19 protein-coding genes are annotated in these 21,999 nt (G+C 64.2%); 9 read left to right on the top strand and 10 right to left on the bottom strand.

All coding sequences use genetic code 11. The features are described from left to right. Positions 1-75 precede the first annotated feature (75 nt). Complete coding sequence (gene yjjJ, locus DNK89_RS03550; protein ID WP_110958913.1) at positions 76-1,443, top strand: type II toxin-antitoxin system HipA family toxin YjjJ; 1,368 nt, start codon at positions 76-78, stop codon at positions 1,441-1,443. A gap of 304 nt (positions 1,444-1,747) precedes the next feature. On the opposite strand, the gene DNK89_RS24165 is transcribed toward yjjJ, so the two are convergent. The 3 genes from DNK89_RS24165 to DNK89_RS03540 form a co-directional block, all read right to left on the bottom strand. Further along, positions 1,748-2,605 (bottom strand): hypothetical protein, encoded by an 858-nt coding sequence (locus DNK89_RS24165; protein WP_153064239.1) that lies wholly within the window; start codon positions 2,603-2,605, stop codon positions 1,748-1,750. After that, the gene (locus DNK89_RS03545; RefSeq protein ID WP_203422180.1) at positions 2,595-3,665 is read right to left on the bottom strand and encodes a DGQHR domain-containing protein; all 1,071 of its coding nucleotides are present in this window, start codon (positions 3,663-3,665) and stop codon (positions 2,595-2,597) included. Before DNK89_RS03545 ends, DNK89_RS24165 begins: the two co-directional genes overlap by 11 nt. Positions 3,666-3,917: 252 nt before the next feature. Next, on the bottom strand, positions 3,918-4,862 hold the full coding sequence (locus DNK89_RS03540) for a LysR family transcriptional regulator (protein WP_110958911.1): 945 nt from the start codon (positions 4,860-4,862) through the stop codon (positions 3,918-3,920). Between the two features lie 97 nt (positions 4,863-4,959). Here DNK89_RS03540 and DNK89_RS03535 point away from each other — a divergent pair, with 97 nt between their 5' ends. Beyond that, positions 4,960-6,195 (top strand): MFS transporter, encoded by a 1,236-nt coding sequence (locus DNK89_RS03535; RefSeq protein ID WP_110958910.1) that lies wholly within the window; start codon positions 4,960-4,962, stop codon positions 6,193-6,195. Between the two features lie 512 nt (positions 6,196-6,707). On the opposite strand, the gene DNK89_RS03525 is transcribed toward DNK89_RS03535, so the two are convergent. Continuing rightward, positions 6,708-7,304, bottom strand: coding sequence for a molybdopterin-dependent oxidoreductase (locus DNK89_RS03525; RefSeq protein WP_110959182.1), 597 nt, complete (start codon positions 7,302-7,304; stop codon positions 6,708-6,710). A gap of 301 nt (positions 7,305-7,605) precedes the next feature. On the opposite strand from DNK89_RS03525, the gene DNK89_RS03520 reads away from it, so the two are divergent. From DNK89_RS03520 to DNK89_RS03505, 4 genes are all read left to right on the top strand, one after another. After that, a complete protein-coding gene (locus tag DNK89_RS03520) occupies positions 7,606-8,811 on the top strand; it encodes an MFS transporter (protein ID WP_238990679.1) in 1,206 nt (401 codons plus the stop codon). Positions 8,812-9,008: 197 nt separating this feature from the next. Then, on the top strand, positions 9,009-11,063 hold the full coding sequence (locus DNK89_RS03515) for a response regulator (RefSeq protein ID WP_238990678.1): 2,055 nt from the start codon (positions 9,009-9,011) through the stop codon (positions 11,061-11,063). A 301-nt stretch (positions 11,064-11,364) separates the two neighbouring features. Next, entirely contained in the window at positions 11,365-12,411 is a 1,047-nt protein-coding gene (locus DNK89_RS03510; protein WP_110958908.1) for a methionine ABC transporter ATP-binding protein, read from the top strand. 15 nt (positions 12,412-12,426) lie between these two features. Beyond that, a complete protein-coding gene (locus DNK89_RS03505; protein ID WP_056067588.1) occupies positions 12,427-13,092 on the top strand; it encodes a methionine ABC transporter permease in 666 nt (221 codons plus the stop codon). 158 nt (positions 13,093-13,250) lie between these two features. Here the strand turns inward: DNK89_RS03505 and DNK89_RS03500 are convergent, their stop codons facing one another. From DNK89_RS03500 to DNK89_RS03485, 4 genes are all read right to left on the bottom strand, one after another. After that, on the bottom strand, positions 13,251-14,027 hold the full coding sequence (locus DNK89_RS03500; protein WP_238990677.1) for an N-acetyltransferase: 777 nt from the start codon (positions 14,025-14,027) through the stop codon (positions 13,251-13,253). Positions 14,028-14,113: 86 nt separating this feature from the next. Further along, positions 14,114-15,148 carry a tripartite tricarboxylate transporter substrate binding protein gene (locus DNK89_RS03495; RefSeq protein WP_110958907.1) on the bottom strand — a complete coding sequence of 345 codons (1,035 nt, stop codon included), beginning with the start codon at positions 15,146-15,148 and terminating at the stop codon, positions 14,114-14,116. A gap of 73 nt (positions 15,149-15,221) precedes the next feature. Further along, complete coding sequence (locus DNK89_RS03490; protein WP_110958906.1) at positions 15,222-16,526, bottom strand: glycerate kinase; 1,305 nt, start codon at positions 16,524-16,526, stop codon at positions 15,222-15,224. A 41-nt stretch (positions 16,527-16,567) separates the two neighbouring features. Beyond that, positions 16,568-17,656, bottom strand: coding sequence for a tartrate dehydrogenase (locus DNK89_RS03485; RefSeq protein ID WP_110958905.1), 1,089 nt, complete (start codon positions 17,654-17,656; stop codon positions 16,568-16,570). Positions 17,657-17,824: 168 nt separating this feature from the next. On the opposite strand from DNK89_RS03485, the gene DNK89_RS03480 reads away from it, so the two are divergent. Together DNK89_RS03480 and DNK89_RS03475 are read left to right on the top strand one after the other, a co-directional pair. Then, positions 17,825-18,799, top strand: a complete 975-nt coding sequence (locus tag DNK89_RS03480; RefSeq protein ID WP_110958904.1) for a LysR substrate-binding domain-containing protein — start codon at positions 17,825-17,827, stop codon at positions 18,797-18,799. 110 nt (positions 18,800-18,909) lie between these two features. Further along, on the top strand, positions 18,910-19,497 hold the full coding sequence (locus tag DNK89_RS03475) for a DUF1566 domain-containing protein (RefSeq protein ID WP_110958903.1): 588 nt from the start codon (positions 18,910-18,912) through the stop codon (positions 19,495-19,497). A gap of 55 nt (positions 19,498-19,552) precedes the next feature. On the opposite strand, the gene DNK89_RS03470 is transcribed toward DNK89_RS03475, so the two are convergent. Both DNK89_RS03470 and DNK89_RS03465 read right to left on the bottom strand, forming a co-directional pair. Continuing rightward, positions 19,553-19,954, bottom strand: a complete 402-nt coding sequence (locus DNK89_RS03470) for a carboxymuconolactone decarboxylase family protein (RefSeq protein WP_110958902.1) — start codon at positions 19,952-19,954, stop codon at positions 19,553-19,555. After that, positions 19,881-20,360: a MerR family transcriptional regulator gene (locus tag DNK89_RS03465; protein ID WP_110958901.1), complete on the bottom strand. Its 480-nt coding sequence runs from the start codon at positions 20,358-20,360 to the stop codon at positions 19,881-19,883. The genes DNK89_RS03470 and DNK89_RS03465 overlap by 74 nt, the downstream gene beginning before the upstream one ends. Before the next feature lie 301 nt (positions 20,361-20,661). Here DNK89_RS03465 and DNK89_RS03460 point away from each other — a divergent pair, with 301 nt between their 5' ends. Beyond that, positions 20,662-21,801, top strand: coding sequence for a zinc-binding dehydrogenase (locus DNK89_RS03460; protein WP_060983932.1), 1,140 nt, complete (start codon positions 20,662-20,664; stop codon positions 21,799-21,801). Positions 21,802-21,999 lie beyond the last annotated feature (198 nt).

Here is a 21,999-nt window from a genome sequence, read left to right as displayed (position 1 = left end):
GAGGCATTCATTCAGCCCGTTTTATCTATTCTTTTATCTATTCATTTTTCCATTCAATCGGCGTATCCTTAGGCCATGCCCTCCGCCGCCCAGACCTGCGCCAACGCCATCCGTCCCCTGCTGCGCCCCGGCCCCGCCAAGGCGCAGGCGCTGGCTCAGGCGCTGCAGGTCAGCCAGCCCACCATCTCGCGGGCGCTTAGCGCGCTGGGGGACGAGGTGGTGCCTTTTGGCGCCGCAAGATCTATTCAATACACGCTCCGCGATCCCCAGCGCACCGATCTGGAGGCCGCCGTGTACCGCGTCACCCCCCAGGGCGCGCTGGAAACCCTGGGCACCCTCGTCCCGGTGTGCCCGCAGGGCTTTGTGATGGTCGAAGCGGGCGGGGCCCGGCAACACAGCGACGGCCTGCCGTGGTGGATTTTTGACATGCGCCCGCAGGGCTACCTGGGGCGGGCGTACTGCCAGCGGCACGGCCAGCGCCTGGGCCTGCCCGAGCGGCTGGGCGACTGGAGCGACACCCACGCGCTGCGCGCCATCCTGGACCAGGGCGACGACATGCCCGGCAACCTGCTCATCGGCCCCACCGCGCGCGACCAGTTCGTCAACGCGCCCGACCCGGTGCCCATTGCAGCGGCGCAAAAGCTGCCCGCCTACGCCCAACTGGCTGAAAAGGCCGCGCGCGGCGAAGTGGCGGGCTCGTCAGCCGCTGGCGAGCAGCCCAAGTTCACCGCCTATGCAGAGCAGGCCGACGGCACCGCCGCACATGTGATGGTCAAGTTCACCGCCGAACTCGACACCCCCGTCAGCGCCCGCTGGCGCGACCTGCTGCTGGCCGAACACATCGCCCTGCAAGTGCTGAGCGAGCATGGCGTGCCTGCCGCGCAGTCGATGACCTGGACGCACGGCACCCAACGCTTTCTGGAGGTACAGCGGTTTGACCGGCTGGGCGCGCGTGGGCGCAGGGCGCTGCATTCCTTTGCCGCGCTGGACGCCGAGTTTGTCGGCAGCGGCGGTAGCTGGCCGGTGATCGCCAGGGCGTTGCTGAAGTCCGGGGTCATCACCCCCCAGGCCTTTGACACGGCCTGCCTGCTGTGGGCGTTTGGCACCCTGATCGGCAACACCGACATGCACAGCGGCAACCTGTCGTGCTTGTCTGAGGGGCGCAGGCCTTATGAGCTGGCGCCTGCGTATGACATGACGCCCATGGCGTTTGCTCCCACAGCGGGGGGGGGCTTGCCGGATCGGACGCTGGAACTGACGGTGGGGGAGCAGGTCAGCGCGGCGGCTTGGAAAGAGGCGCTTGAGATTGCTCAGGTGTTTGTTCTCCGGGTGGAGGATGAGGACGGATTCAGCGCGGGGTTCAGTGTGTGCAAGGCCGAGTTGGTGCGCCATGTGGCGGTGGCGACTGAGCGTATTGGGCGGCTTGCGGTTTGTAGGGTCTAACGGTAGATGTGCTTTAAAAACCACCGGCGAATGGTATTTACGAAACCCTTAACGGCGGTCGAATGAGTGAGAGCTGGTCATTATCTGCCGATCTGCGGCATGGGCGTCGCCGGGGTTGATGCTCGAAATTTAACGCTTATTTTGTGCGGCTGAATTACTCAAGAATAAAGGATGCTGCCAAAGTTGCCACTGATTGGGTGCGACATTTGTCGATAGAGTATTTTTATTTTTAATAATAATTAACATTGATTATTTTGGTGTTTTGCCAAAAATAGCGGCTTCGTTGTTAGTCTTCTGTCAAGGCTTATGCAGCAGCAGTCATTGTTGCGGATTTGATTAGTGTATGAAGTTCGGTTTCATTCTGGAAAATTCCGGCAAGTTTGGCGTTTAAATGTTGCCCTTGATCAACTGTTAGAGGTGGATCTGTAAACTGAGTGAGATGGTCGTTGAGCGTAGCGCGTGCCAATACTAAAGGTGTTGCTAAGCAGCAATGCTCCGCCAGAAAGCAGTGGATTTGTTGAGGATCACTTAGGTATCTTTTTATCCAAAGTGCCAGTCCATCTGCTGTAATTAAATCTTCGTAAAATAATCCTAATTCTGGCTCCGAAAATGCTGGCTTTCGATAGTGGACATCTTCGCGGGCGTTCATCATCCACTCAAATACGCTTTCGGCCCCAATTTTGTTGGTCAATAGGATGTCGTGAGTGCCAAGATGAGCTATGTAGGTAGCTAAGATTGTTTTATGGTCACCCCTGACATCGCTTCCGGAAAACTTACCCTTGCTTCTCTCAATGGGTACAGCACTCTTTTTTAACTCTACTGAATAAATAGTCCCTGTACATTTAAAAAAAATGTGACCCATTGCCATCATCCTACTTCGTAGCAGGTAGAACACAGAATAATAAAGTTTTACAACCGCCCAAGAATGCCCGCCTCGGGTTAGTCCCTCCAGCCCTTCCACAATGCTGAGGAGCGCTTTAAATAATGTGCCAGACGCGTCCGCCTTAGCCGCCGTTATCAAGGTTGAGAGCTGACTGTCAGAAATCGATATCTTACCGATCTCCCCTTTAAAATACGCCCTCTTGAGTGCTAACTGAGAAGGGTCGGGGCAGCCGATTATTTTTTCTATTTCGACCTGTACTTGGAATCTATCAGAACTCATAGGCGGAATGATCGGGGAGGGAATTCAATAGGTTGCTTTCTAGTAGATCTTTGATCAATTTTCTTTGTGTTTTTCCATCTTTGCCCCTGAGTTCATCCCAGCCAATAAGGCCTTCCTTATCAAGCCCAATAAGACTCTTCATACTTGGGATAGAAAATGAACCCTTCTCTGCACATCTTTTGATCAGCGACTCAAAGAAAAAGTCCACGGCGCCATTGAAGCCCGCTGCACGAGTAAACGGGTTTTTCGCAGTACTTTCCCAAATCCCTGCGTCTGAATAGAAATCACGAATCGCCGAGAAGAAGTTGGCAATGGCTGCTCGCTGCTTGTCGTAATCGCGAAGCTTATAGGTGTGAAAGGTTCCCGTCTTTGGCTTTAGGTGGTCCTTGAATGCTGAGACAAACGTAGACAACTCAATACTTCCTTGTCCTCGCATGGAGCCGGGAAATTTAATAAGGCGATAAAGAGGGGAATCAGCTTCATCATTCAACGATCTAGCTAAGTCAGTCGCTCGATTAATTGCATGATCCTCATCACTCTCCACTTCGCCGAATAGGTCGAACACCAAGCTTTTTGGAACAGGCCTTTGTTCGGTATTTATATTTAGGAAAATTTTGGCTGCTTCCTTTGTTGTTAATCCTAGACAAAGCGTAACCAGAAGTTCAGATTCACCAATATTTGCATCGACATCAATTGCGGCCTGCAGGCCTGTGAGTCGATGCTGCCCATCGAGAACTTGCGCGGCAGCTGGTGCAAGTGGGATGGTGATATTTTGTTGGGTAATAGTCGGCTTAAAGTTCTTATCTGTCCAATTTAATATGAACGAATTGAAAAAAGTATTTCCTTCAAGAATATAATTCTTGATATCGTTGATTCTACGAGTGCTGAGTGGGCGCTGAACGGCCCCTTCCTCCTGATCCTGTCCCCGAACGGCTACATAGTGAATTGCAAGAAGATACTTTGCTTTAATCGCAAAAGTGTATGCCGGGATTTCTCCAAATTTGGTTGGAAGACAGGGCATTTGAATATTTTTCATTGCAACTTTTTTCAGCGAAGCCATATATTTCTTTCTTAAAAATTCAAATTATTGAACGAAATCACTATTGGTGCGCATGGTAAAACGTACGTATTGGAGAACACAAAGTGAAGTGCTGTCATTTTGCATCCGAGGAATCACTTGGGCCATTGTGAGGCAATTGTTTGCTCGTTCGCCTGGCCGGCACATGTGATCGGGTCCCAGAGTTGGCGGTACCCATAACAGGGTATCCGCATGCGCCCACTTGTTGTCGTTTCTCATCACTGGCCCCAAACCTCACCCCACAGCCCGCATCCCCACCAACCCCGGCATCGCCCCTCGCATCGCCTCCAAAAACAACCGCAACCTGGCCGGATAAAACCGCGCATACGGGTACACCAAATACACCGGCAGCGGCGCCGCATGCCAGTTGGGCACCAGATGCAGCAGCTTCCCTTGCCGCACATCGTTGTCCACGATCCACGCCGATGAAATGCACGCCCCCAATCCCGCCAGGGCGGCGCTGCGCAGGGCGTACAGGCTGTCGGTGGCCAAACGAGGGGTGATGCCGAAGGTGTGGGCTTCGCCGCCGGGCTCTTGGGTCAGCGTGACCTCGCGGCGGTAGAAGGTGCTCAGGGCCAGCCAAGGCAGGGCTTGCAGGTCTTGCGCGTGCTGGGGTGTGGGGCGCCCGGCCATCAGGGCGGGGGCGGCTAGAACGATGCGGGGCACTTCGGCCAGGCGCATTGCGACCACGCTGGGGTCGTCCACCGCGCCGACCTGGATGGCGCAGTCGATGCCTTCGGCGATGAAGTTGGGGCGGCGGTCGTGCAGCATCCATTCCACGTCCACCTCGGGGTAGCGGCGCAGGTAAGCCATCAGCGGGGCGATGAACTGGTCTTGCCCAAAGGCGTGCGGCGCCAGCACGCGCAGGGTGCCGCGCGGGGTGTCGGCCGTGCCGCGCAGGTCGTCCTCCATGGCGCGCCAGTCTTCCAGCAGGGCCTTGGCGTGGGCAAAGCAGCGGTCGCCGTCTTCCGTCAGCTTCATCACATGGGTGGAGCGCTGCAGCAGCTTGATGCCCAGGCTGCGCTCCAGCGCCTGCAGGCGGCGGCTGACGGTGGGCTGGCTGGTGCCCAGTTGCTGGGCGGCGGCAGACAGGCTGCCGGCTTCGACGATGCGGACAAAGGTCTGCATCAGCTCGATGCGGTCGGCGCCGGGTTGCAAGGCTGGCAGGGTGTTGGTCATACGCCAAGCGTATAACGAATCTGCAATTCAGCCTACTACCCAGCACGGCGGCGGGCCAGAACAATCGCACCATTCCTTTTTAACCGATGGTGTTGTGATGTCTTCCATTCAAAATGTGCATGCAAGTGGTGCAGCGGGGCTGGCCCCGGTGGCGCCGCCTGCGGAGGGGGCGGTGAGTGCGCCGCTCTTATTGCTGCTGGCGACCACGGCGGGGCTGAGCGTGGCCTCGCTGTACTACAGCCAGCCCATGCTGGGCGTGCTGGGGCCCGACATGCAGGCCGACAGCCGCGTGGTGGGGCTGGTGCCCACGCTAACGCAGCTGGGGTATGCGCTGGGCATCTTGCTGCTGGCGCCGCTGGGCGACCGGTTTGACCGGCGCCGCATCATTGTCATCAAGTCCATCGCGCTGATGCTGGCCCTACTGCTGAGCGGCCTGGCGCCCGGCATGGGTGCGCTGCTGGCGGCCAGCCTGGCCGTGGGCTTGGCGGCCACGGTGGCGCAAGACGTAGTGCCCGCCGCCGCCACGCTGGCCCCGGCCGCACAGCGCGGGCGCATGGTGGGTACGGTGATGACGGGGCTGCTGCTGGGCATTTTGCTGTCGCGTGTGGTCAGCGGCTTTGTGGCGCAGCAGTGGGGCTGGCGCACGGTGTATGTGGCGGCGGCGGTGGCCATTGCGCTGCTGACGGTGGCGGTGTGGCGCGGGCTGCCGCGCTTTGCGCCCACCACGCAGATGGGCTATGGCGCGCTGATCGGCTCGATGGTGGCGCTGTGGCGCCAGCACGCAGCGCTGCGCCGTGCGGCCTGGGCGCAGGGTCTGCTGGCCGTGGGCTTCAGCGCGTTCTGGTCCACGCTGGCGGTGATGTTGCACAGCCAGTTCAACCTGGGCACGGCAGCGGCAGGTACGTTTGGCCTGGCCGGGGCTGCGGGTGCACTGGCTGCCCCACTGGCCGGGCGCCTGGCCGACAAGCGCGGGCCCGAGGTGGTGACGCGCTATGGCGCGGGGCTGGCCGCCGTGTCGTTTGCGGTGATGGCGCTGGCGCCGCTGCTGCCTGCGCAGGCCCAACTGGGCTTGATTGTGGTCAGCGCGATTGGCTTTGACTTTGGCGTGCAGGCCACGCTGGTGGCGCACCAGACCATCGTGTACGGCATCGACCCTGCGGCGCGCAGCCGGCTCAATGCGCTGCTGTTCACCGGCATGTTCATCGGCATGTCGGCCGGGGCGGCGCTGGGCAGCCTGGCGCTGGCGCAGTGGGGCTGGTTGGGGGTGGTGGGCTTGGCCACTGCGGGGTCGCTGGCGGCGCTGGCGGTGCGCATGGGGCTGCGCTGGGGCTGATTTGGGGAGAAATATGGCTTTAGCGCTAGTAAATCATGTGCTGGCAGCTATACAAATGAGAGCGAAATCCGCGCAAGGCAAGGGTTACGCTTTTTGCAGCAAGCGGTCCATCCAAACCAGGCAAGCTAGACCCAAGGGGCCAGACAGCGCCACATAGCCAAGCGAGGCGACCAGTTTGGCCCACCGCGAGTAGCGTGGCAGGTTGGTGATGACATACAGCCCGGGGATGAAGATGAACAGAGCCAGTATGGCGGCCACTGCCGGGGGAGGGGCCCCAAGCCAGATCATCACCAAAGGCGGCACCCACAAAGGGGCCAGCAGCGACGTCCAGCGAAATGAAGCGCTTTCCAGAACATAGGGAGGCAGACCCCAGCCCGCTTCCCTGGGGCTGAGGTCATCTCGCGACGCGGAAGGACTGCCGCCTGCCCACCGGCCGCATCGGAGGCACCTGGATGTACCTGGCGGGACGCTGGCGCGGCAGTTGAAGCAGGTGGGAAATGACACGCGTCCGCTCAGGCCTTCTTCACCTCAATGTGGTACAGCCCCCAGGGGCACAGGCCAAAGCGTTCCTTCACTGGCTTGTCCTTGAAGGCGGGCAGCACGTCGGCGTCGTACACGGCCCACTGCGGGCCCAGGCCGCCCAGGGCCATGGGTTGGCCGTCGATGTGGGTGGCGACGATCATGCGGTAGGCCTGGGCGTCGGCCATGCTGATGTTGACGTTGTAGCCGTCCACCGCGCGCAGGCCCAGTTGCACGGGGCTGCCAGCGGCCACACCGGCGGCGGCCAGCACGGTGGTGAGCAGGGGGCCCTTGAGCGTGTGGGGCTTGCTGTCGTATTCGAGCGTGGGCTTGATGGTGACGGCGGGCATGCGCGCCAGGGCGGCGGCGTCCAGCGCGAAGGCCTTGTCAAACTGGATGCCGTGTTTACCCATCATCTGGTCGATGGTGGCATCGAGCGCGCCACGGTTGGACTGGGTGATGGCGCCGCTGATGGTGAGCAGCGTGGGGCCGCTGGGGGCCTTGGCCGGCGTGGCGGCGTGGCTGCTGCCCGCGGCAGTCCACAGGCCTGCCAGGCCCATGCCGGCGGCGACGAAGTTGCGCTTGTTCATGCTCATGGGAGGGTGCTCCTTGGTGGAAATCAGGGACCGATGGTAAGTGCTGGAGCCGCGCTTGCCACGCAATAAGAGCGGCTAACAAAACTCTTCTGGCGTCGTTGCTGTGTCTTGTCGTACTGCTCGTACTGCCTGCGACACAGCGCCTAGCCAGAACCGCTTCGCTGAGTTTTGTGAGCCGCTCTGAATCGCAACAGGCTCGCAACAGGCGGTGTGCAGCGCGCCCAACCTTCAGCCGCCAGGGTGCTTGCCTTGTTGTGACAGCGGCCCGACGCCAGCCGCACCACAATCGGGTCATATGACCTCTTCTTCGACGATGCTGCGGGTGATCAGCCTGGCAGCCTTTTGCAGCATGGCCTCCATGCGTGTGTGCGACCCGATGCTGGTGTCTCTGGCACGCGAGTTTTCTGTCACCACGGGCGATGCTTCGGCCGTCATTGCCGCGTTTGCCGTGTCTTATGGCGTGCTGCAGTTGTTCTATGGCCCGCTGGGCGACCGGCTGGGCAAGGTGCGCGTGGTGATTGGCGCCACGTTTGCCTGTGCGCTGTTCAGCGGCGTGACGGCGCTGGCGCCCACGCTGCCGGTGCTGGTGGCGGCGCGTGCGGCCATGGGGGCGTCGGCAGCCGGCATCATCCCGCTGTCGATGGCGTGGATTGGCGACAACGTGCCGTACGAGCAGCGGCAGGAGACCCTGGCGCAGCTGATGGTGGCCACGGTGTCGGGGATGATGGCCGGGCAGTGGTTTGGCGGCTTTGCGGTGGAGGCGCTGGGCTGGCGGGCTGCGTTTGTGGTGCTGTCGCTGCTGTTTTTGACGGCTGCCAGCCTGCTGTGGCGGCAGTCCCGCGCCATGGCGGCCAGCACGCCCGCGCCTGCGGCTGGCAGTGCGGTGCCACCCGCGTTTTCGCTGTCGGCGTACCTGGCCAACACGGCCGCGCTGCTGCGCATGCCCCGCGTGCGCTGGGTGCTGACCGTGGTGGCGGTGGAGGGCGCGCTGGCCTTTGGCACGCTGGCCTTTGTGCCCGCGCGCATGGTGGACGGGTTTGGGCTGTCGGCCTCGGCCGCTGGTGGGGTGATGGTGCTGTATGGCTTGGGTGGGCTCATCTACAGCCTGCTGGCGCGCCGCTGGCTGGCGCTGCTGGGTGAGCGGGGCCTGGCGCTGGTGGGTGCGTCGCTGATCGCCGCCGGGCTGTTGCTGCTGGCCTGGGGGCCGGTGGCGGCCTGGGGGGTGCTGGGCTGCTTCTTTGCCGGGGTGGGGTTTTACATGCTGCACAACACGCTGCAGGTGCAGGCCACGCAGATGGCGCCCGAGGCCCGGGGCACGGCGGTCACGCTGTTTGCGTGCCTGCTGTTCCTGGGGCAGTCGTTGGGCGTGCTGCTGGTGGCGGCCAGTGTGGACCGGGGCTGGATTGCGCCCGTGTTCTCGGTGGCGGCGCTGGGGGTGCTGGTGCTGGGCGCGCTGGTGTCGCGCAAGGTGCAGGGGAGATCGCCGGTGTCGGCGGCGTAGTTTTTGCTGCAAGGCCAAGGCGCGTTTCTGTGCGTGAAGGCGCCTCATGTTTTCGGCGATTTCATCGCGACTTTCACCTGTAGACTCTGTGCTCATCTCATGCGCAGCCAGGGCCACACAGGGCAACTGTGCGCGCAGTACCCGATGAGCCCGTGGAGGCTTCGCGGGGCTCACTCACCATCGTGCTGCCCATCACCATGACCCAATCCCTGTCCACACCGCGGGAGTTTCCACGTGCGGAGGGCGCCATGAGCGCCAAGGTGCGCAACCATGACTGGGAAAACACCCCGCTGGGCCCCATTGGAAACTGGCCGCAAGCGCTCTGTTTTGCGGTGGAGACGATGTTGTCTTCGCGTTTTCCAGCGTGCATGACCTGGGGGCCAGAGCACACCATGTTGTACAACGACGCCTACCGTCCCATGTTGGGTGCAAAGCCAGAGGCATTGGGGCGTCCGCTGTCGGTGGTTTGGAGCGAAGTCTGGCCTGCACTGAAGCCGCTGGTGGACAAAGCGTACGCCGGGGAGGCGACCTTCATCGAAGACTTGGAGCTGGAGATCAATCGGTTCGGGCACCCCGAATTGGCATATTTCACCTTTTGCTACAGCCCGCTGCGCGACGAGTTGGGCACCGTGAGAGGCATGCTCGACACGGTCGTAGAGACGACCAGCAAGTTCCTGGCGCTGCGCCAGTGGCGAGAGGCTGCTGTGTCGCTGGAGCAGCAGGTAGCGCAGCGCACAGCCGATCGCAACCGGCTGTGGCAACAGTCCGAAGACGTGCTGCTTGTGGCGCGTTATGACGGGACCATCACCGCCGTGAACCCGGCCTGGACTGCCACGCTGGGGTGGTCGGAGGAAGAAACCCTGGGTCAGCCTTTTGCTTCGTTTGCGCATGTGAATGATTTCTTGCAGGTGTCGGCAATCATCGACCTGCTTGCCACTGAGCCGACCCGGAGGCAACTTGTGGCGCGCTGTCGGCACCGCGATGGCGGAGAGCGGTGGATCGCCTGGACCGCGGTGCCGAGCGACGGCTTCATACAGGCCGTGGGTCGCGACACCACAGAGGAGCACCAGCGCGAAGAGGCACTGCGCAACGCTGAGGATCTGTTGCGCCAGAGCCAGAAGATGGAGGCTGTGGGTCAGCTGACAGGTGGTATTGCCCACGACTTCAACAACATGCTGCAAGGGATCATGCTGCCCCTGCAGATCATCCGTCAGCGTATGGCGCAAGGCCGCCATGAAGAGGTGGACCGCTACATCGAGTCTGGGCTGGCTGCTGCACGTCGAGCAGCGGCGCTGACGCAGCGCTTGTTGGCGTTCTCGCGCCGACAGCCGCTGGATTCACGATCTGTTGACCTGGGCGAATCGCTGACGGGCCTTGCTTCCATGCTCAAAACCACATGCGGCGAGAACATTGCGCTGCACATGGATTTGCCTGATGACCTGTGGCCTGCGCTGACGGACGCCAACCAGTTCGAGAGCGCCGTGGTCAACCTGGCAATCAACGCCCGCGACGCCATGCCTGGCGGAGGCTCGTTGCATATTTCGGCGGCCAATGTACGTGTGGGGCGCGCGGATGATGTGTCTGTGCCCGGGCTGGAGCTGGGGGAATATGTCCGGGTGGTTGTGCGTGATACCGGCACCGGTATGACGGACGATGTGATCGCAAGAGCATTCGATCCGTTTTTCACGACCAAACCGATGGGGCAGGGAACGGGCCTCGGGCTGTCGATGATCTATGGGTTCATGCGGCAGTCAGGGGGGATCGCCATCCTGGAAAGTGCCAAAGGCCAGGGCACTTCCGTGTCGCTATATTTCGCGCGCTCGGTGCATGCGCCGCAGACCGATGTTCCAGAGCCTGAGACCAACCTGTCGGGACCCCGTCGCCCCGACTCGGCCCTGGTGGTGGAGGACGATGAAATCGTTCGTGCTTTGGCGGTGGAGTTAATGCGAGATATGGGTTTCCAGGTGATGGAAGCTTCCAGTGGCAGTGCCGCGATGGCTTTGCTGTCGGGCGTTCTGCATTTTGATTTGCTGGTGTCGGATGTCGGTCTGCCCGGTCCCAACGGTCGTCAGGTGGCGGACTATGCGCGCGAGAAGTTCCCGGGGATCAAGATCATCTTGATGACTGGCTATGCGGAGCAGGCCGCCATGAAGCCCCAGTTTCTAGGGGAGCACATGGAATTGTTGGTCAAACCGTTTGACGCGCAAACCTTGGTGCGCAAAGTGCACGCGGTCATGGGGCAGCCGCTCTAAGCGCTGACTCTCTGTGGCTCTGATCGGCCTTCGGCCCCAGACTGTTTGCAAACAGGCTCGTCTGCATGCAAGTGGTTATTGCAGGAATTACTGCCGGATGACTGTGCTGCATAGGTTAATTGCTATCTAATTCGTAGCATAGTGATTGATGGGGTTGTTCTTTATAACCAGGTCGTCTAAACACTCGCTTATTTGATAGTTTGTGTTCTTACGATTCGTCGATACAGTCCGCACCTTTCTTTTCTAGACACGGTGCGCCAAGGCCTGACGGATTTTGGGTGGGGCGCCGCCGCTGCATTTCATGATCGAACTCCGGGGTATCACCCAAACCTACCAGGGCCTACAAGGCCCGGTCGAGGCGCTCAAGGGCATCGACCTCACCATCCAGCCGGGCGAAGTGTTCGGCATCATCGGCAAGAGCGGCGCGGGCAAAAGCTCGCTGGTGCGGGTGATCAACCTGCTCAACCGGCCCACCACGGGCCAGGTCATCGTGGGCGGGCAAGACCTGACCCAGCTGAACAACGCACAACTGCGCGAGGCGCGCCGCGAGATTGGCATGGTGTTCCAGCACTTCAACCTGCTGTCGTCGCGCACCGTGTTTGACAACGCCGCGCTGCCGCTGGAGCTGGCGGGCATGGACAAGGCCGCCATCCGTGCGCGTGTGAACCCGCTGCTGGAGCTGGTGGGCCTGGCCCACCTGGCCGACCGCTATCCGGCGCAGATCAGCGGCGGGCAGAAGCAGCGCGTGGGCATTGCGCGTGCGCTGGCCAGCCGCCCCAAGGTGCTGCTGTCTGACGAAGCCACCTCGGCGCTAGACCCGGAGACCACGCGCTCCATCCTCGACCTGCTGCGCCAGGTCAACCGCGAGCTGGGCCTGACGGTGGTACTCATCACGCACCAGATGCAGGTCATCAAGCAGGTGGCCGACCGCGTGGCCGTGATCGAAGCCGGCCGCATCGTGGAGCAGGGCCGGGTGCTGGACGTGTTCACCCGCCCGCAACAGGCCATCACCAAGAGCCTGATCGACGAGATCCTGCCGCAAGAGCTGCCCGCCAGCGTGCTGGACCATGTGCGCAAGCTCGCAGGCCAGCTGAGCGCAGGACGAACCGGCCAGCTGCTGCGCCTGTCTTACGCGGGTGACAGCGCCTACCAGCCCATCCTGTCGCAGCTGATCCGCCAGTTTGGGGTGGACATGAGCATCCTGCACGGCCAGGTGGACGAGATCCAGGACGAAACCTTTGGCTCGCTGGCCGTGTACGCCAGCGGTGAGGCCGACAGCGTGCGCGGCGCCGTGGCGCACCTGCGCGCGGGCGGTGTCGAAGTGGAAGAAGTGGCCGTGGCCGGTTAAGAGGGAGCGCACATCATGTTCAACAACTTCACGCCAGCCATGCTGGATCTGTTTGCTTCGTCGCTGTGGGAGACGCTCATCATGGTCGGCATCTCCGGCCTGGTGGGCGGCTTGCTGGGGGTGCCGCTCGGTGTATTCCTGCGCCTCACCGATGACGGCGGTGTGCTGGAGAACGGCCCCGTCAACAAGCTGGTGGGCTGGCTGGTCAACGCCGTGCGGTCCACGCCCTTCATCATCCTGCTGGTGGCCATCATCCCGTTCACGCGGCTCATCACCGGCTCGTCCATCGGCACGGCTGCCGCCGTGGTGCCACTGACCATTGCCGCCGCCCCGTTTGTGGCCCGCCTGGTCGAGGCCGCGCTGCGCGAGGTGGACCACGGCCTGGTCGAAGCCGCGCAGGCCATGGGCGCCACCACCAGCCAGATCGTCTGGAAGGTGCTGCTGCCCGAGGCGCTGCCCGGCATTGTGGCGGGCCTGACCATCACGTTCGTGAGCCTGACGGGCTACTCGGCCATGGCGGGTGCCATTGGCGGCGGCGGCCTGGGCGACCTGGGCATCCGCTACGGCTACCAGCGCTTTCTACCCGAGATCATGTTGGCCGTGGTGCTGGTGCTGATCTTCTTTGTGCAGGCCGTGCAAAGCCTGGGCGACTGGGCAGTGCGCAAGCTGAGCCACCGTTGAGTGGTGGATGGTTTGCTATTGAATCAATAGCTGCTGGGGCATGATTCACTAGCGCTTGCGGCCTGTTTGGCTTCAAAACCACGCGGGGAGGCACCGCGTGGGCTTCTGCGCTGGTCCCGGGCCCCTCGCACCCTGTGGGAGAGGTGCAGAAGTCAACCTCAGCCCGGCACCCGGTAGTGGTAGCCGTAGGCCGTCTTGAACCCCATCGATTCATACAGCCGCAGCGCCGGCGTGTTCTGCGCCCGCACCTGCAGGTAGGCGCTGGTGGCCCCGGCCTCGGCGCCCCAGTGCAGCAGGGCCTGCACCAGCGCGCGCCCGCGTCCGCCGCCCCGGTGTTCGGGCGCCACGGCCAGGTCGTACAGGCCCACCGCGCCGCGCTCCAGCACCGCCAGGCCAAAGCCCACGGCATGGCCCTGGGCGTCGTGTTGCAGCGCATAGCCCACCGGGTGGGCTATGGCGTCGAGGATGCTGCGGTGCAGATTGCGGTGGTGCGGCGCCACGCCGTTGGCCGCCGCAAAACCTTCCAGCCACGCGGGGGATGGCGAAGTGCTGACCACGGTGCTGCCATCAGGCCGGGGCACCGCGCCCAGCGCCAGCTGCCGGTGCAGGACCAGCGAGGGGTCAAAGTGCTGGTAGCCCGCGTCCGCCAGCTCCTGGTCCGCCTCGGCCGGGGCGAGGGGGGAGATGCGGAACACGGCGGGCAAGCCATGCCGCGCATACAGCGCCGCCGCCGCCTCGCGCACGCCGTCGAACGGCGCGCCGGGCACCAGCGCGTTGACCGAGTTGGCACGCTTGGTGTACCCGCCCGACAGCCGGAACACCCAGCCCCGGTGAAACACCGTCTGGTGCGCGGGCCAGGCGTTGAAGGCGCGCTCTTCCAGTGCGCGGACGAGGGCTGCAGGTGCGGTGTTGGAAATGGCGGCGGTATCGGTCATCGTGGGTTTATACCAATCCACCTTGACCATTCACCTTGCCAGCCACCCTTTGCGACCACCCTTCGCAACCCCTCTTTGCCACTGGGTCAGTCGGTGGTGATCTTGTTGTCGGCCACCAGCTTGGCAAACCGCGCCGTGTCGGCCGCAATTTGCTCAGCCATCTGCGCCGGGGTGTTACCGATGGGCTCGGCGCCAATGTCGTGCATGCGCTTTTGAAAGTCGGGCGACTGGATGACCTTGACCATTTCGGTATTCAGCCTCGCCACCACATCAGCGGGCGTGCGGGCGGGGGCCAGCACGCCAAACCAGGTGCCGATGTCAAAGCCCGCAAAGCCGCTTTCTTGCAGCGTGGGCACATCGGGCAGGGTGGACGAGCGCTTGGCCGTGGTCACCGCCAAGGCGCGCAGCTTGCCCGCCTTGATGTGCGGCAGCACGGGGGTGACGGTGTCGAATGACATCGACACCTGCCCGCCCAGCAGGTCGGTGGTGAGCGGGCCGCTGCCCTTGTAGGGCACATGCAGCAGGGGTTGGCCGATGGAGGTGGCGAACTGCGTGCCGATCAGGTGCTGCGCGGTGCCCGCGCCGTTGGAGCCGTAGGAGAACTTGTTGGGCGTGGCCTTGACCAGCGCCACCAGCTCCTTCACGTCCTTGGCGGGCGTGGCCGCGCTCACGGCCAGCACGTTGGGCACCAGCGCCACGGTGGTGATGGGCGCAAAACTCTTTTGAAAGTCGTAGTTGAGCTTTTTGTACACGCTGGTGGCAATGGTGTGGTGCACCGCGCCCATCAGCAGCGTGTAGCCGTCGGCGGGGGCCTTCGCCACGTAGTCGGCCCCGATGGTGGCCCCCGCACCGCCCCGGTTTTCCACGATCACGGGCTGGCCCAGGGCTGTGCCCAGTTTTTCGCCCAGTGCGCGTGCCAGTACATCGGTGGTGCCGCCCGCTGCAAAGGGCACAACGATGGTGACGGGCTTGGCCGGCCAGGCCTGCGCTTGGGCCGGTGCGCTGGGCAGGGCACAGGCAGCGGTAGCCAGGGCGGCCAGTGCCAGCAGGTGGTAGCGGCGTGTGAGTGGTGCTGTGGGCGGCGTTGACGGTGGGTGGTGCGGCTTTGCAATGCGTGTCATGGTTGTCTCCGTGGGGTGGTGGTTTTTGTGGTTCTTTGGGTTGCAGGGCTGCTGGGGACGCGGGCGCAGGGCGTCAGCCCGTGGCTGCGATCAGGATCGCGCGGAAGTCGTTGACATTGGTGCCCGTGGGTCCGGTGACCACGGCATCGCCCAGCGCGCCAAAAAAGGTGTGGGCGTCGTGTGCGTCCAGTGCAGCGGTGGCGTGTTGGCCCAGCGCGGCGGCGCGCTCCAGCGTGTCGGGCGTGGCGATGGCGCCAGCCACGGGCTCCAGGCCGTCGATGCCGTCGGTATCCCCAGCCAATGCGTACACGCCGGGCAGGCCCTTGAGCGACAGGGCCAGGGACAGCAGGCATTCCACATTGCGCCCGCCGCGACCTGGGGTTGGCATGGGTTGTCCCGGAGCGGGTGCGCGCAGGGTGACGGTGCTTTCGCCACCGCTCAGCAGCACGCGGTGCCGTGGTGACGGGGCCTTGGCGGCGTAGCGGGCCATGCCGGCCAGCACCGTGCCCATGTCGCGGGCTTCGCCCTCCAGTGCGTCGCCGAGCAGCGTGGGCTCGATGCCCGCCTGGCGCGCCACCTGGGCGGCTGCCTGCAGGGCCAGGTTGGGCGTGGCAATGACGTGGGTGGTGATGGGGCCCAGCCGGGTGTCGCCGGGCTTGATGCTCTCGCTGGCGGCAGTGTCCAGTGCGGCCGTTACGGCGGGCGGTAGCGCAATGCGGTAGCGCTGCAAGATGGCCAGTGCCTGTGCACGGGTGGTCGGGTCGGCCACGGTGGGGCCCGAGGCCACGTCCAGCGGGTCGTCGCCCGGCACGTCGGACATCACCAGGTTGACCACGCGGGCGGGGCTGCACGCCAGCGCCAGCCGCCCGCCCTTGATGGCCGAGAGGTGGCGCCGCACGCAGTTCATCTCGCCAATGCTGGCGCCGCTGCGCAGCAGGGCCTGGTTGAGCGCTTGCTTGTCGGCCAGCGTGATGCCCGGCAGCGGCAAGGGCAGCAGCGCCGAGCCGCCACCCGACCACAGGCCGATCACCAGGTCGTCTGCCGTGAGACTTTCCACCGCTTTCAACATCTGTTGCGCGGCTGTCAGGCCCGCCGCATCGGGCACAGGGTGGGCGGACTCCAGCACGCGGACGTGCTGGCAGGCGGCAGCATGCCCATACCGCGTGACCACCACGCCCGATAGCGGCGTGGGCCAGTGGGCCTCCAGCACCTGCGCCATCTGCGCCGATGCCTTGCCCGCACCGATCACCACCGTGCGGCCTCGGGGCGAGGCTGGTAGGTGCGGCGGCAGGCATACGGCGGGCTGGGCCGAGGCGATGGCGGCATCGAACATGCTGCGCAGCCAGTGGCGGGCCTGGGTGTCGATGTGCGGGCTCATTGGGTCGTGGGGCAGGGCGCAGTGCGTGGGGACCACGCGACTCAGGCGGCCTTTTGCAGCGGCGTACCGCTGATCAGCGCGCACACGGCGTCGGTCACCTGCGCCGTGGTGGCCGTGCCGCCCAGGTCGCGGGTGTGCAGGGCGGGGTTGGCGGTGACCTGTTCGATGGCCTGCATCACGGCGCGGGCGGCATCCACCTCGCCCAGGTGCTCCAGCAGCATCACCACTGACCAGAAGGTGCCGATGGGGTTGGCCAGGCCCTTGCCCATGATGTCGAACGCCGAGCCGTGGATGGGCTCGAACATACTGGGGTAGCGGCGCTCGGGGTCGATGTTGCCGGTGGGCGCAATGCCCAGGCTGCCCGCCAGCGCGGCGGCCAGATCGCTGAGGATGTCGGCGTGCAAGTTGGTGGCGACGATGGTGTCGAGCGTGGCGGGGCGGTTGACCATGCGGGCCGTGGCAGCGTCCACCAGCTCCTTGTCCCATTTCACGTCGGGGAACTCGGTGGCCACCTGCGCGGCAATCTCGTCCCACATCACCATGGCATGGCGCTGGGCGTTGCTCTTGGTGATGACGGTGAGCAGCTTGCGGGGGCGGGATTGGGCCAGGCGGAAGGCGTAGCGCAGGATGCGTTCCACCCCCACACGGGTCATGATGGACACATCGGTCGCCGCCTCGATGGGATGGCCCTGGTGCACGCGGCCGCCGACGCCCGAGTATTCGCCCTCGGAGTTTTCGCGCACGATGACCCAGTCCAGGTCCTTGGGCGTGCAGCGCTTCAGGGGCGCATCAATGCCCGGCAGGATGCGCGTGGGCCGCACGTTGGCGTACTGATCAAACCCCTGGCAGATCTTCAGGCGCAGGCCCCACAGCGTGATGTGGTCGGGGATGTCCGGGTCGCCCGCCGAGCCGAACAGGATCGCATCCTTGCCGCGCAGCGCATCGAGCCCGTCGGCCGGCATCATCACACCGTGGGCGCGATACCAGTCGCCGCCCCAGCCAAAGTTTTCGAACTGGAACTGCAGGCCCGCATGGCGTGCGGCCAGGGCTTCGAGTACGCGTTGGCCGGCGGGAATCACTTCCTTGCCGATGCCGTCTCCGGGGATGGTGGCGATTTGGTAGGTTTTCATGAAGGTCTCTGGTCTTGGTGTGTGAAAGCGTCGGGGAAGGCCTGCGGGGATGTCGTGCCGCGAAAAAGCGGGTGGAACAAAAACAATGAGAGCGACTGTAGGCATCCGCTCGTTGTAAAAACGGCGGACAAGTGAATCCATCGTTAACCTGCAGTTGATAATGCGGCGATGAGCTCCACCATCCAGCCCGCAGAACTGGGCTTCTTTTCGGCTCTGGCTGCCAGCCCCAGCCTGAGCGCCGCTGGGCGTGAAATGGGCGTCACCACCGCCGCCGTGAGCAAACACCTGGCGCAGATGGAAAAGCGCCTGGGTGTGGTGCTCATCAACCGCACTACACGCCGCATGAGTCTCACGCCCGAGGGGGAGTTGCTGCTGGAGCACGCGCGCCGCATCCTGCGCGAGATCGATGCGCTGGATGAACTCATCGTGCAGTCCAAGGCCAGCCCCAAGGGCCTGCTGCGCGTGAATGCCACGCTGGGTTTTGGCCGCATGCACATCGCCCCCGTGATCTCGGACTTTGTGCGCCAGTACCCCGAGGTGGATGTGCAGCTGCAGCTGTCGGTGCACCCGCCACCGATCACCGACGATGCCTACGACGTGTGCGTGCGTTTTGGCGAGCCGCCCGATGGCCGCGTGGTTGCCCGCCGCATGGCCCCCAACCGGCGTGTGCTGTGCGCCGCACCCGCCTACCTGGCGCAGCACGGCAGGCCCCGCGTGCCGCGCGACCTGATGGAGCACCAGTGCATCGGCATCCGCCAAGGCGATGAGGCCTACGGCCTGTGGCGCCTGACCACTGGGCGTGGCAGCAAGGCGCATACCGAGTCGATCAAGATCACCGGCAACCTCACCACCAACGACGGCGAGATCGCCGTGCTGTGGGCGCTGCAGGGCCACGGCATCGTGATGCGCGCCGAGTGGGACGTGAACCGCCACCTGGCCCAGGGCCTGCTGGAGCCCGTCCTACCGCAGTACCACACGCCTGCGGCCGACATCTATGCGGTGTACCCGCAGCGGCACCAGTTTTCGACGCGGGTGCAGGCGTTTGTGGGGTTCCTGGCCGAGGCATTGGCCGCGTCAGGCTCGCTGGCAGGAGTGGGCGTGGGAGGCCGCATGGACAAGCGGCGGGCCGTGCGGGTTTCTTGATCTGGTGGGTGGCGCGCAGGCCGTTGCCGGGTTAGGGTGTCGCCGAGGCATCGTGTGATGCCTCTCTGCCCCCGGACCTGTACCTGGCTTTCATTGCCCCTGCTTTGCCCATGAAAACATTGTTGCCGCTCATCCCCCCGCTGTTGGTTGCCCTGTTTACCGGGCCTGCGCAGGCCGCCGATTCGCAGGTGGCAGCCGACTGGTTCCTGTCCGCCGATGGCGCTTATGTGTTGGACCAGCGCGCCGGCCTGGCCTGGCCACGCTGTGTGGAGGGCATGCAATGGACCGGCAAAACCTGCACGGGCCAGCCTCTGCTGCTGGACCGCGCCGAGGCCACGGCCCTGGCCTCTGAACGCTGGAAGGCCGAGGGCGTGGGCTGGCGCATTCCGCGCGCGGCCGAGTTGCAGCGGCTGGTGGACAAGTCGCTGTCGCCCCCGGGCCTCAATCCCATCCTGTTCCCGGCGGCGCCGGGCCAGTGGCACTGGTCGTCCACCGCCAATGTGAGCGCGCCCAGTGTCAACCAGTACACCTACGGCAACATCGCCCAGGGCCGCGCGGGGGATGGCGCGCGGCAGGCCGCCATGATCAATGGCTGGGCGGTAAACCTGTCCACCGGCGAGGCGCGCGGCGATGCGGCGCGGGCCAGCAAGCTGCCCGTGCGGTTGGTGCGGCCGATGCCGGTGGGCTCGGGCAAATAGCCTTTCGCCTGCAGACCGGTGTATTGGGCAGGTGGGCTACGCAGGGTTGGGCGTTTTATGCAGTCATGGGCTGCTCGTCGGCCGCTGCGAACACCTCGCGCGCGGCAGTCAGTCCGTTGAGTGCAGCGGGAAAGCCAGCGTACACCGCCATCTGCATCAGCACCTCCACGATCTCTTCGCGGGTGACGCCCACATTCAGCGCGGCCTGCAAATGCACCTTGAGTTGGGGTGTGGCGTTGCCCAGCGCGGTCAGCGCAGCGACGACGGCAATCTCGCGGCTGCGCAGGTCGAGTCCGGGGCGCGAGTAGATGTCGCCAAACGGAAACTCGATCAGGTAGCGCGCAAAGTCGGGGGCAATGTCGGCCAGGCTGGCGACGACACGCTCACCCGCGTGGCCGTCGATTTCGCGCAGCTTGGCGAGGCCCTGGAGATAGCGGGGTTGGGTTTCGGGGGACATGGGAGCTTCCTTGGTGGGTGGACGACGGGGTGGGTCGAAGGGAAGCTTCCAGGCCCTGGTAATGCTCGATCTTGGCTTGCAGGGCCTGCGCGGCTTGCTGCATGGCGGTGATCGTTGCCAGCACCTGCGCCAGGTGCTGTTCCAGCAACTGGCGCCGCTCGGGGGCGGTGGCGTTCCCTTCGCTGCGCAGCCGCGCAAAGGCCTGCATATGCCCGATGGGCATCTGGGTCTCGCGAAGGCGCAGCAGGAATCCGATCCATTCCATGTCCGACGCCGCATAACGGCGCTGGCCGCCGGGTGCGCGGGCTACTGGCGCAATCAGCCCGGCGCGCTCGTAGTAGCGCAGGGTGTGTGCGGTCAGGCCTGTGCGTTTGGCGACTTCGGCAATGGTGAGGAGGGATGCCATGGGAACGATTCTGAAAGTTAGAGTGCACTCTAAGTCAAGCGACAAGTGCATGGCTTGAGACTGAGCGTGTGAGAGCGTTTTTGGCCCCTAGCTGTAGCGCACTGCGTGCATCGGTCGACCCAGGGCATGGGGGCTGCGCATGGGGGGCAGCCATTCACCGAGGGGACAGCGCGGTCGCGCAGCTTGGTCAAGAATGCGGGCTGGTGGTGGTGCGGCGCCGTCAAAAAAGCGGCACCCTTTCACCACACTGCGCGGTCCAGCGCGTAGGCCCTTTGTCCCATCTTCTACCTGCGAGTCCTCCATGAACCCCTCCATCCCCACCACCGCGCTGCAGTTGCGCTCGCTTGTGCAAGCCGATGGCACCTTGCAGATCAGCCTGGAGCCGACACCCGTGCCCACGCCGGGGCCGGACGAAGTGCTGATCCAGGTGCAGGCCACGCCCATCAACCCGTCGGACATCGGCCTGCTGCTGGGCCCGGCCGATTTGTCCACCGTGCAGGTCACGGGCACGGCCGAGCGGCCGGTGGCCACAGCGCGCATCCCGGAGCGGGCCATGCCCGGCATGGCAGCACGCCTGGGTCAGAGCATGCCAGTGGGCAACGAGGGCGCGGGCCTGGTGGTGGCTGCGGGCGCATCACCCGCCGCGCAGGCGTTGCTGGGCCGCACGGTGGCGGTGATTGGTGGCGCCATGTATTCGCAATACCGCGCCATGCCGGCGGCGCAGTGCCTGCCGCTGCCGCCGGGCACCACGGCGGCCGAAGGCGCATCGTGCTTCGTCAACCCGCTGACGGCGCTGAGCATGGTGGAGACCATGAAGCGCGAAGGCCACACCGCGCTGGTGCACACCGCAGCAGCTAGCAACCTGGGCCAGATGCTGCTCAAGATTTGCCAAAAGGACGGCGTCGGCCTGGTCAACATCGTGCGCAAGCCCGAGCAGGCGGCGCTGCTGCGTGAACTGGGCGCCCAGTATGTGTGCGACAGCAGTGCGCCAAACTTCATGGCCGAGCTGACCGACGCGCTGGCCGCCACGGGCGCCACCATCGCGTTTGATGCCACGGGCGGCGGTACGCTGGCCGGGCAGATCCTGCAGTGCATGGAGGCCGCCATCAACCGCAAGGCCAAGGAATACAGCCGCTACGGCTCGGCCGTGCACAAGCAGGTGTACCTGTACGGCCACCTGGACACGCGCCCGACCGAAGTGCACCGCACCTTTGGCATGGCCTGGGGCATGGGCGGGTGGCTGCTGTTTCCGTTTCTGCAGAAGATTGGCGACGAGGCGACGCAGGCGCTGCGCCAGCGTGTGGCGGCCGAGCTGAAGACCACGTTTGCCAGCCACTATGCGCGCACCGTGTCGCTGGCGGGCGCGCTGAGTGCAGAGTCCATCGCCTTCTACGGCCCGCGCAACACCGGGGCCAAGGTGTTGATCGACCCTTCGCTGTAAGCGAGGTTGCAGGGGCGCCCCTGGCGCCCTGGGGGGCCTACACCGCAGGCACCAACAAAAAGGGCTCCCAGTGGGAGCCCTTTTTGCCTGCCCGCCCCTGCGGTTCAGTTAACACTCCCCATGGCAGCAGCACCCGCACCGCGCGAAGTGCCACCGCCATGGGAAGTCCCGCAACTGCTTCAATCCAACTCAAGCAGT

This window comes from Acidovorax sp. ST3 (assembly GCF_003231145.1).
Lineage (GTDB): Bacteria > Pseudomonadota > Gammaproteobacteria > Burkholderiales > Burkholderiaceae_C > Acidovorax.
Note: the sequence above shows the minus strand (reverse complement) of the source record. Positions and strands in the feature narration are given on the sequence as shown.

Bases quoted from the DNA above. Each gene is read 5' to 3' on its own strand.
- yjjJ (WP_110958913.1), top strand. From the start codon at position 76: ATGCCCTCCGCCGCCCAGACCTGCGCCAACGCCATCCGTCCCCTGCTG.
- DNK89_RS24165 (WP_153064239.1), bottom strand. From the start codon at position 2,605: ATGAGTTCTGATAGATTCCAAGTACAGGTCGAAATAGAAAAAATAATC.
- DNK89_RS03545 (WP_203422180.1), bottom strand. From the start codon at position 3,665: ATGGCTTCGCTGAAAAAAGTTGCAATGAAAAATATTCAAATGCCCTGT.
- DNK89_RS03540 (WP_110958911.1), bottom strand. From the start codon at position 4,862: ATGACCAACACCCTGCCAGCCTTGCAACCCGGCGCCGACCGCATCGAG.
- DNK89_RS03535 (WP_110958910.1), top strand. From the start codon at position 4,960: ATGTCTTCCATTCAAAATGTGCATGCAAGTGGTGCAGCGGGGCTGGCC.
- DNK89_RS03525 (WP_110959182.1), bottom strand. From the start codon at position 7,304: ATGAACAAGCGCAACTTCGTCGCCGCCGGCATGGGCCTGGCAGGCCTG.
- DNK89_RS03520 (WP_238990679.1), top strand. From the start codon at position 7,606: ATGACCTCTTCTTCGACGATGCTGCGGGTGATCAGCCTGGCAGCCTTT.
- DNK89_RS03515 (WP_238990678.1), top strand. From the start codon at position 9,009: ATGACCCAATCCCTGTCCACACCGCGGGAGTTTCCACGTGCGGAGGGC.
- DNK89_RS03510 (WP_110958908.1), top strand. From the start codon at position 11,365: ATGATCGAACTCCGGGGTATCACCCAAACCTACCAGGGCCTACAAGGC.
- DNK89_RS03505 (WP_056067588.1), top strand. From the start codon at position 12,427: ATGTTCAACAACTTCACGCCAGCCATGCTGGATCTGTTTGCTTCGTCG.
- DNK89_RS03500 (WP_238990677.1), bottom strand. From the start codon at position 14,027: ATGACCGATACCGCCGCCATTTCCAACACCGCACCTGCAGCCCTCGTC.
- DNK89_RS03495 (WP_110958907.1), bottom strand. From the start codon at position 15,148: ATGACACGCATTGCAAAGCCGCACCACCCACCGTCAACGCCGCCCACA.
- DNK89_RS03490 (WP_110958906.1), bottom strand. From the start codon at position 16,526: ATGAGCCCGCACATCGACACCCAGGCCCGCCACTGGCTGCGCAGCATG.
- DNK89_RS03485 (WP_110958905.1), bottom strand. From the start codon at position 17,656: ATGAAAACCTACCAAATCGCCACCATCCCCGGAGACGGCATCGGCAAG.
- DNK89_RS03480 (WP_110958904.1), top strand. From the start codon at position 17,825: ATGAGCTCCACCATCCAGCCCGCAGAACTGGGCTTCTTTTCGGCTCTG.
- DNK89_RS03475 (WP_110958903.1), top strand. From the start codon at position 18,910: ATGAAAACATTGTTGCCGCTCATCCCCCCGCTGTTGGTTGCCCTGTTT.
- DNK89_RS03470 (WP_110958902.1), bottom strand. From the start codon at position 19,954: ATGTCCCCCGAAACCCAACCCCGCTATCTCCAGGGCCTCGCCAAGCTG.
- DNK89_RS03465 (WP_110958901.1), bottom strand. From the start codon at position 20,360: ATGGCATCCCTCCTCACCATTGCCGAAGTCGCCAAACGCACAGGCCTG.
- DNK89_RS03460 (WP_060983932.1), top strand. From the start codon at position 20,662: ATGAACCCCTCCATCCCCACCACCGCGCTGCAGTTGCGCTCGCTTGTG.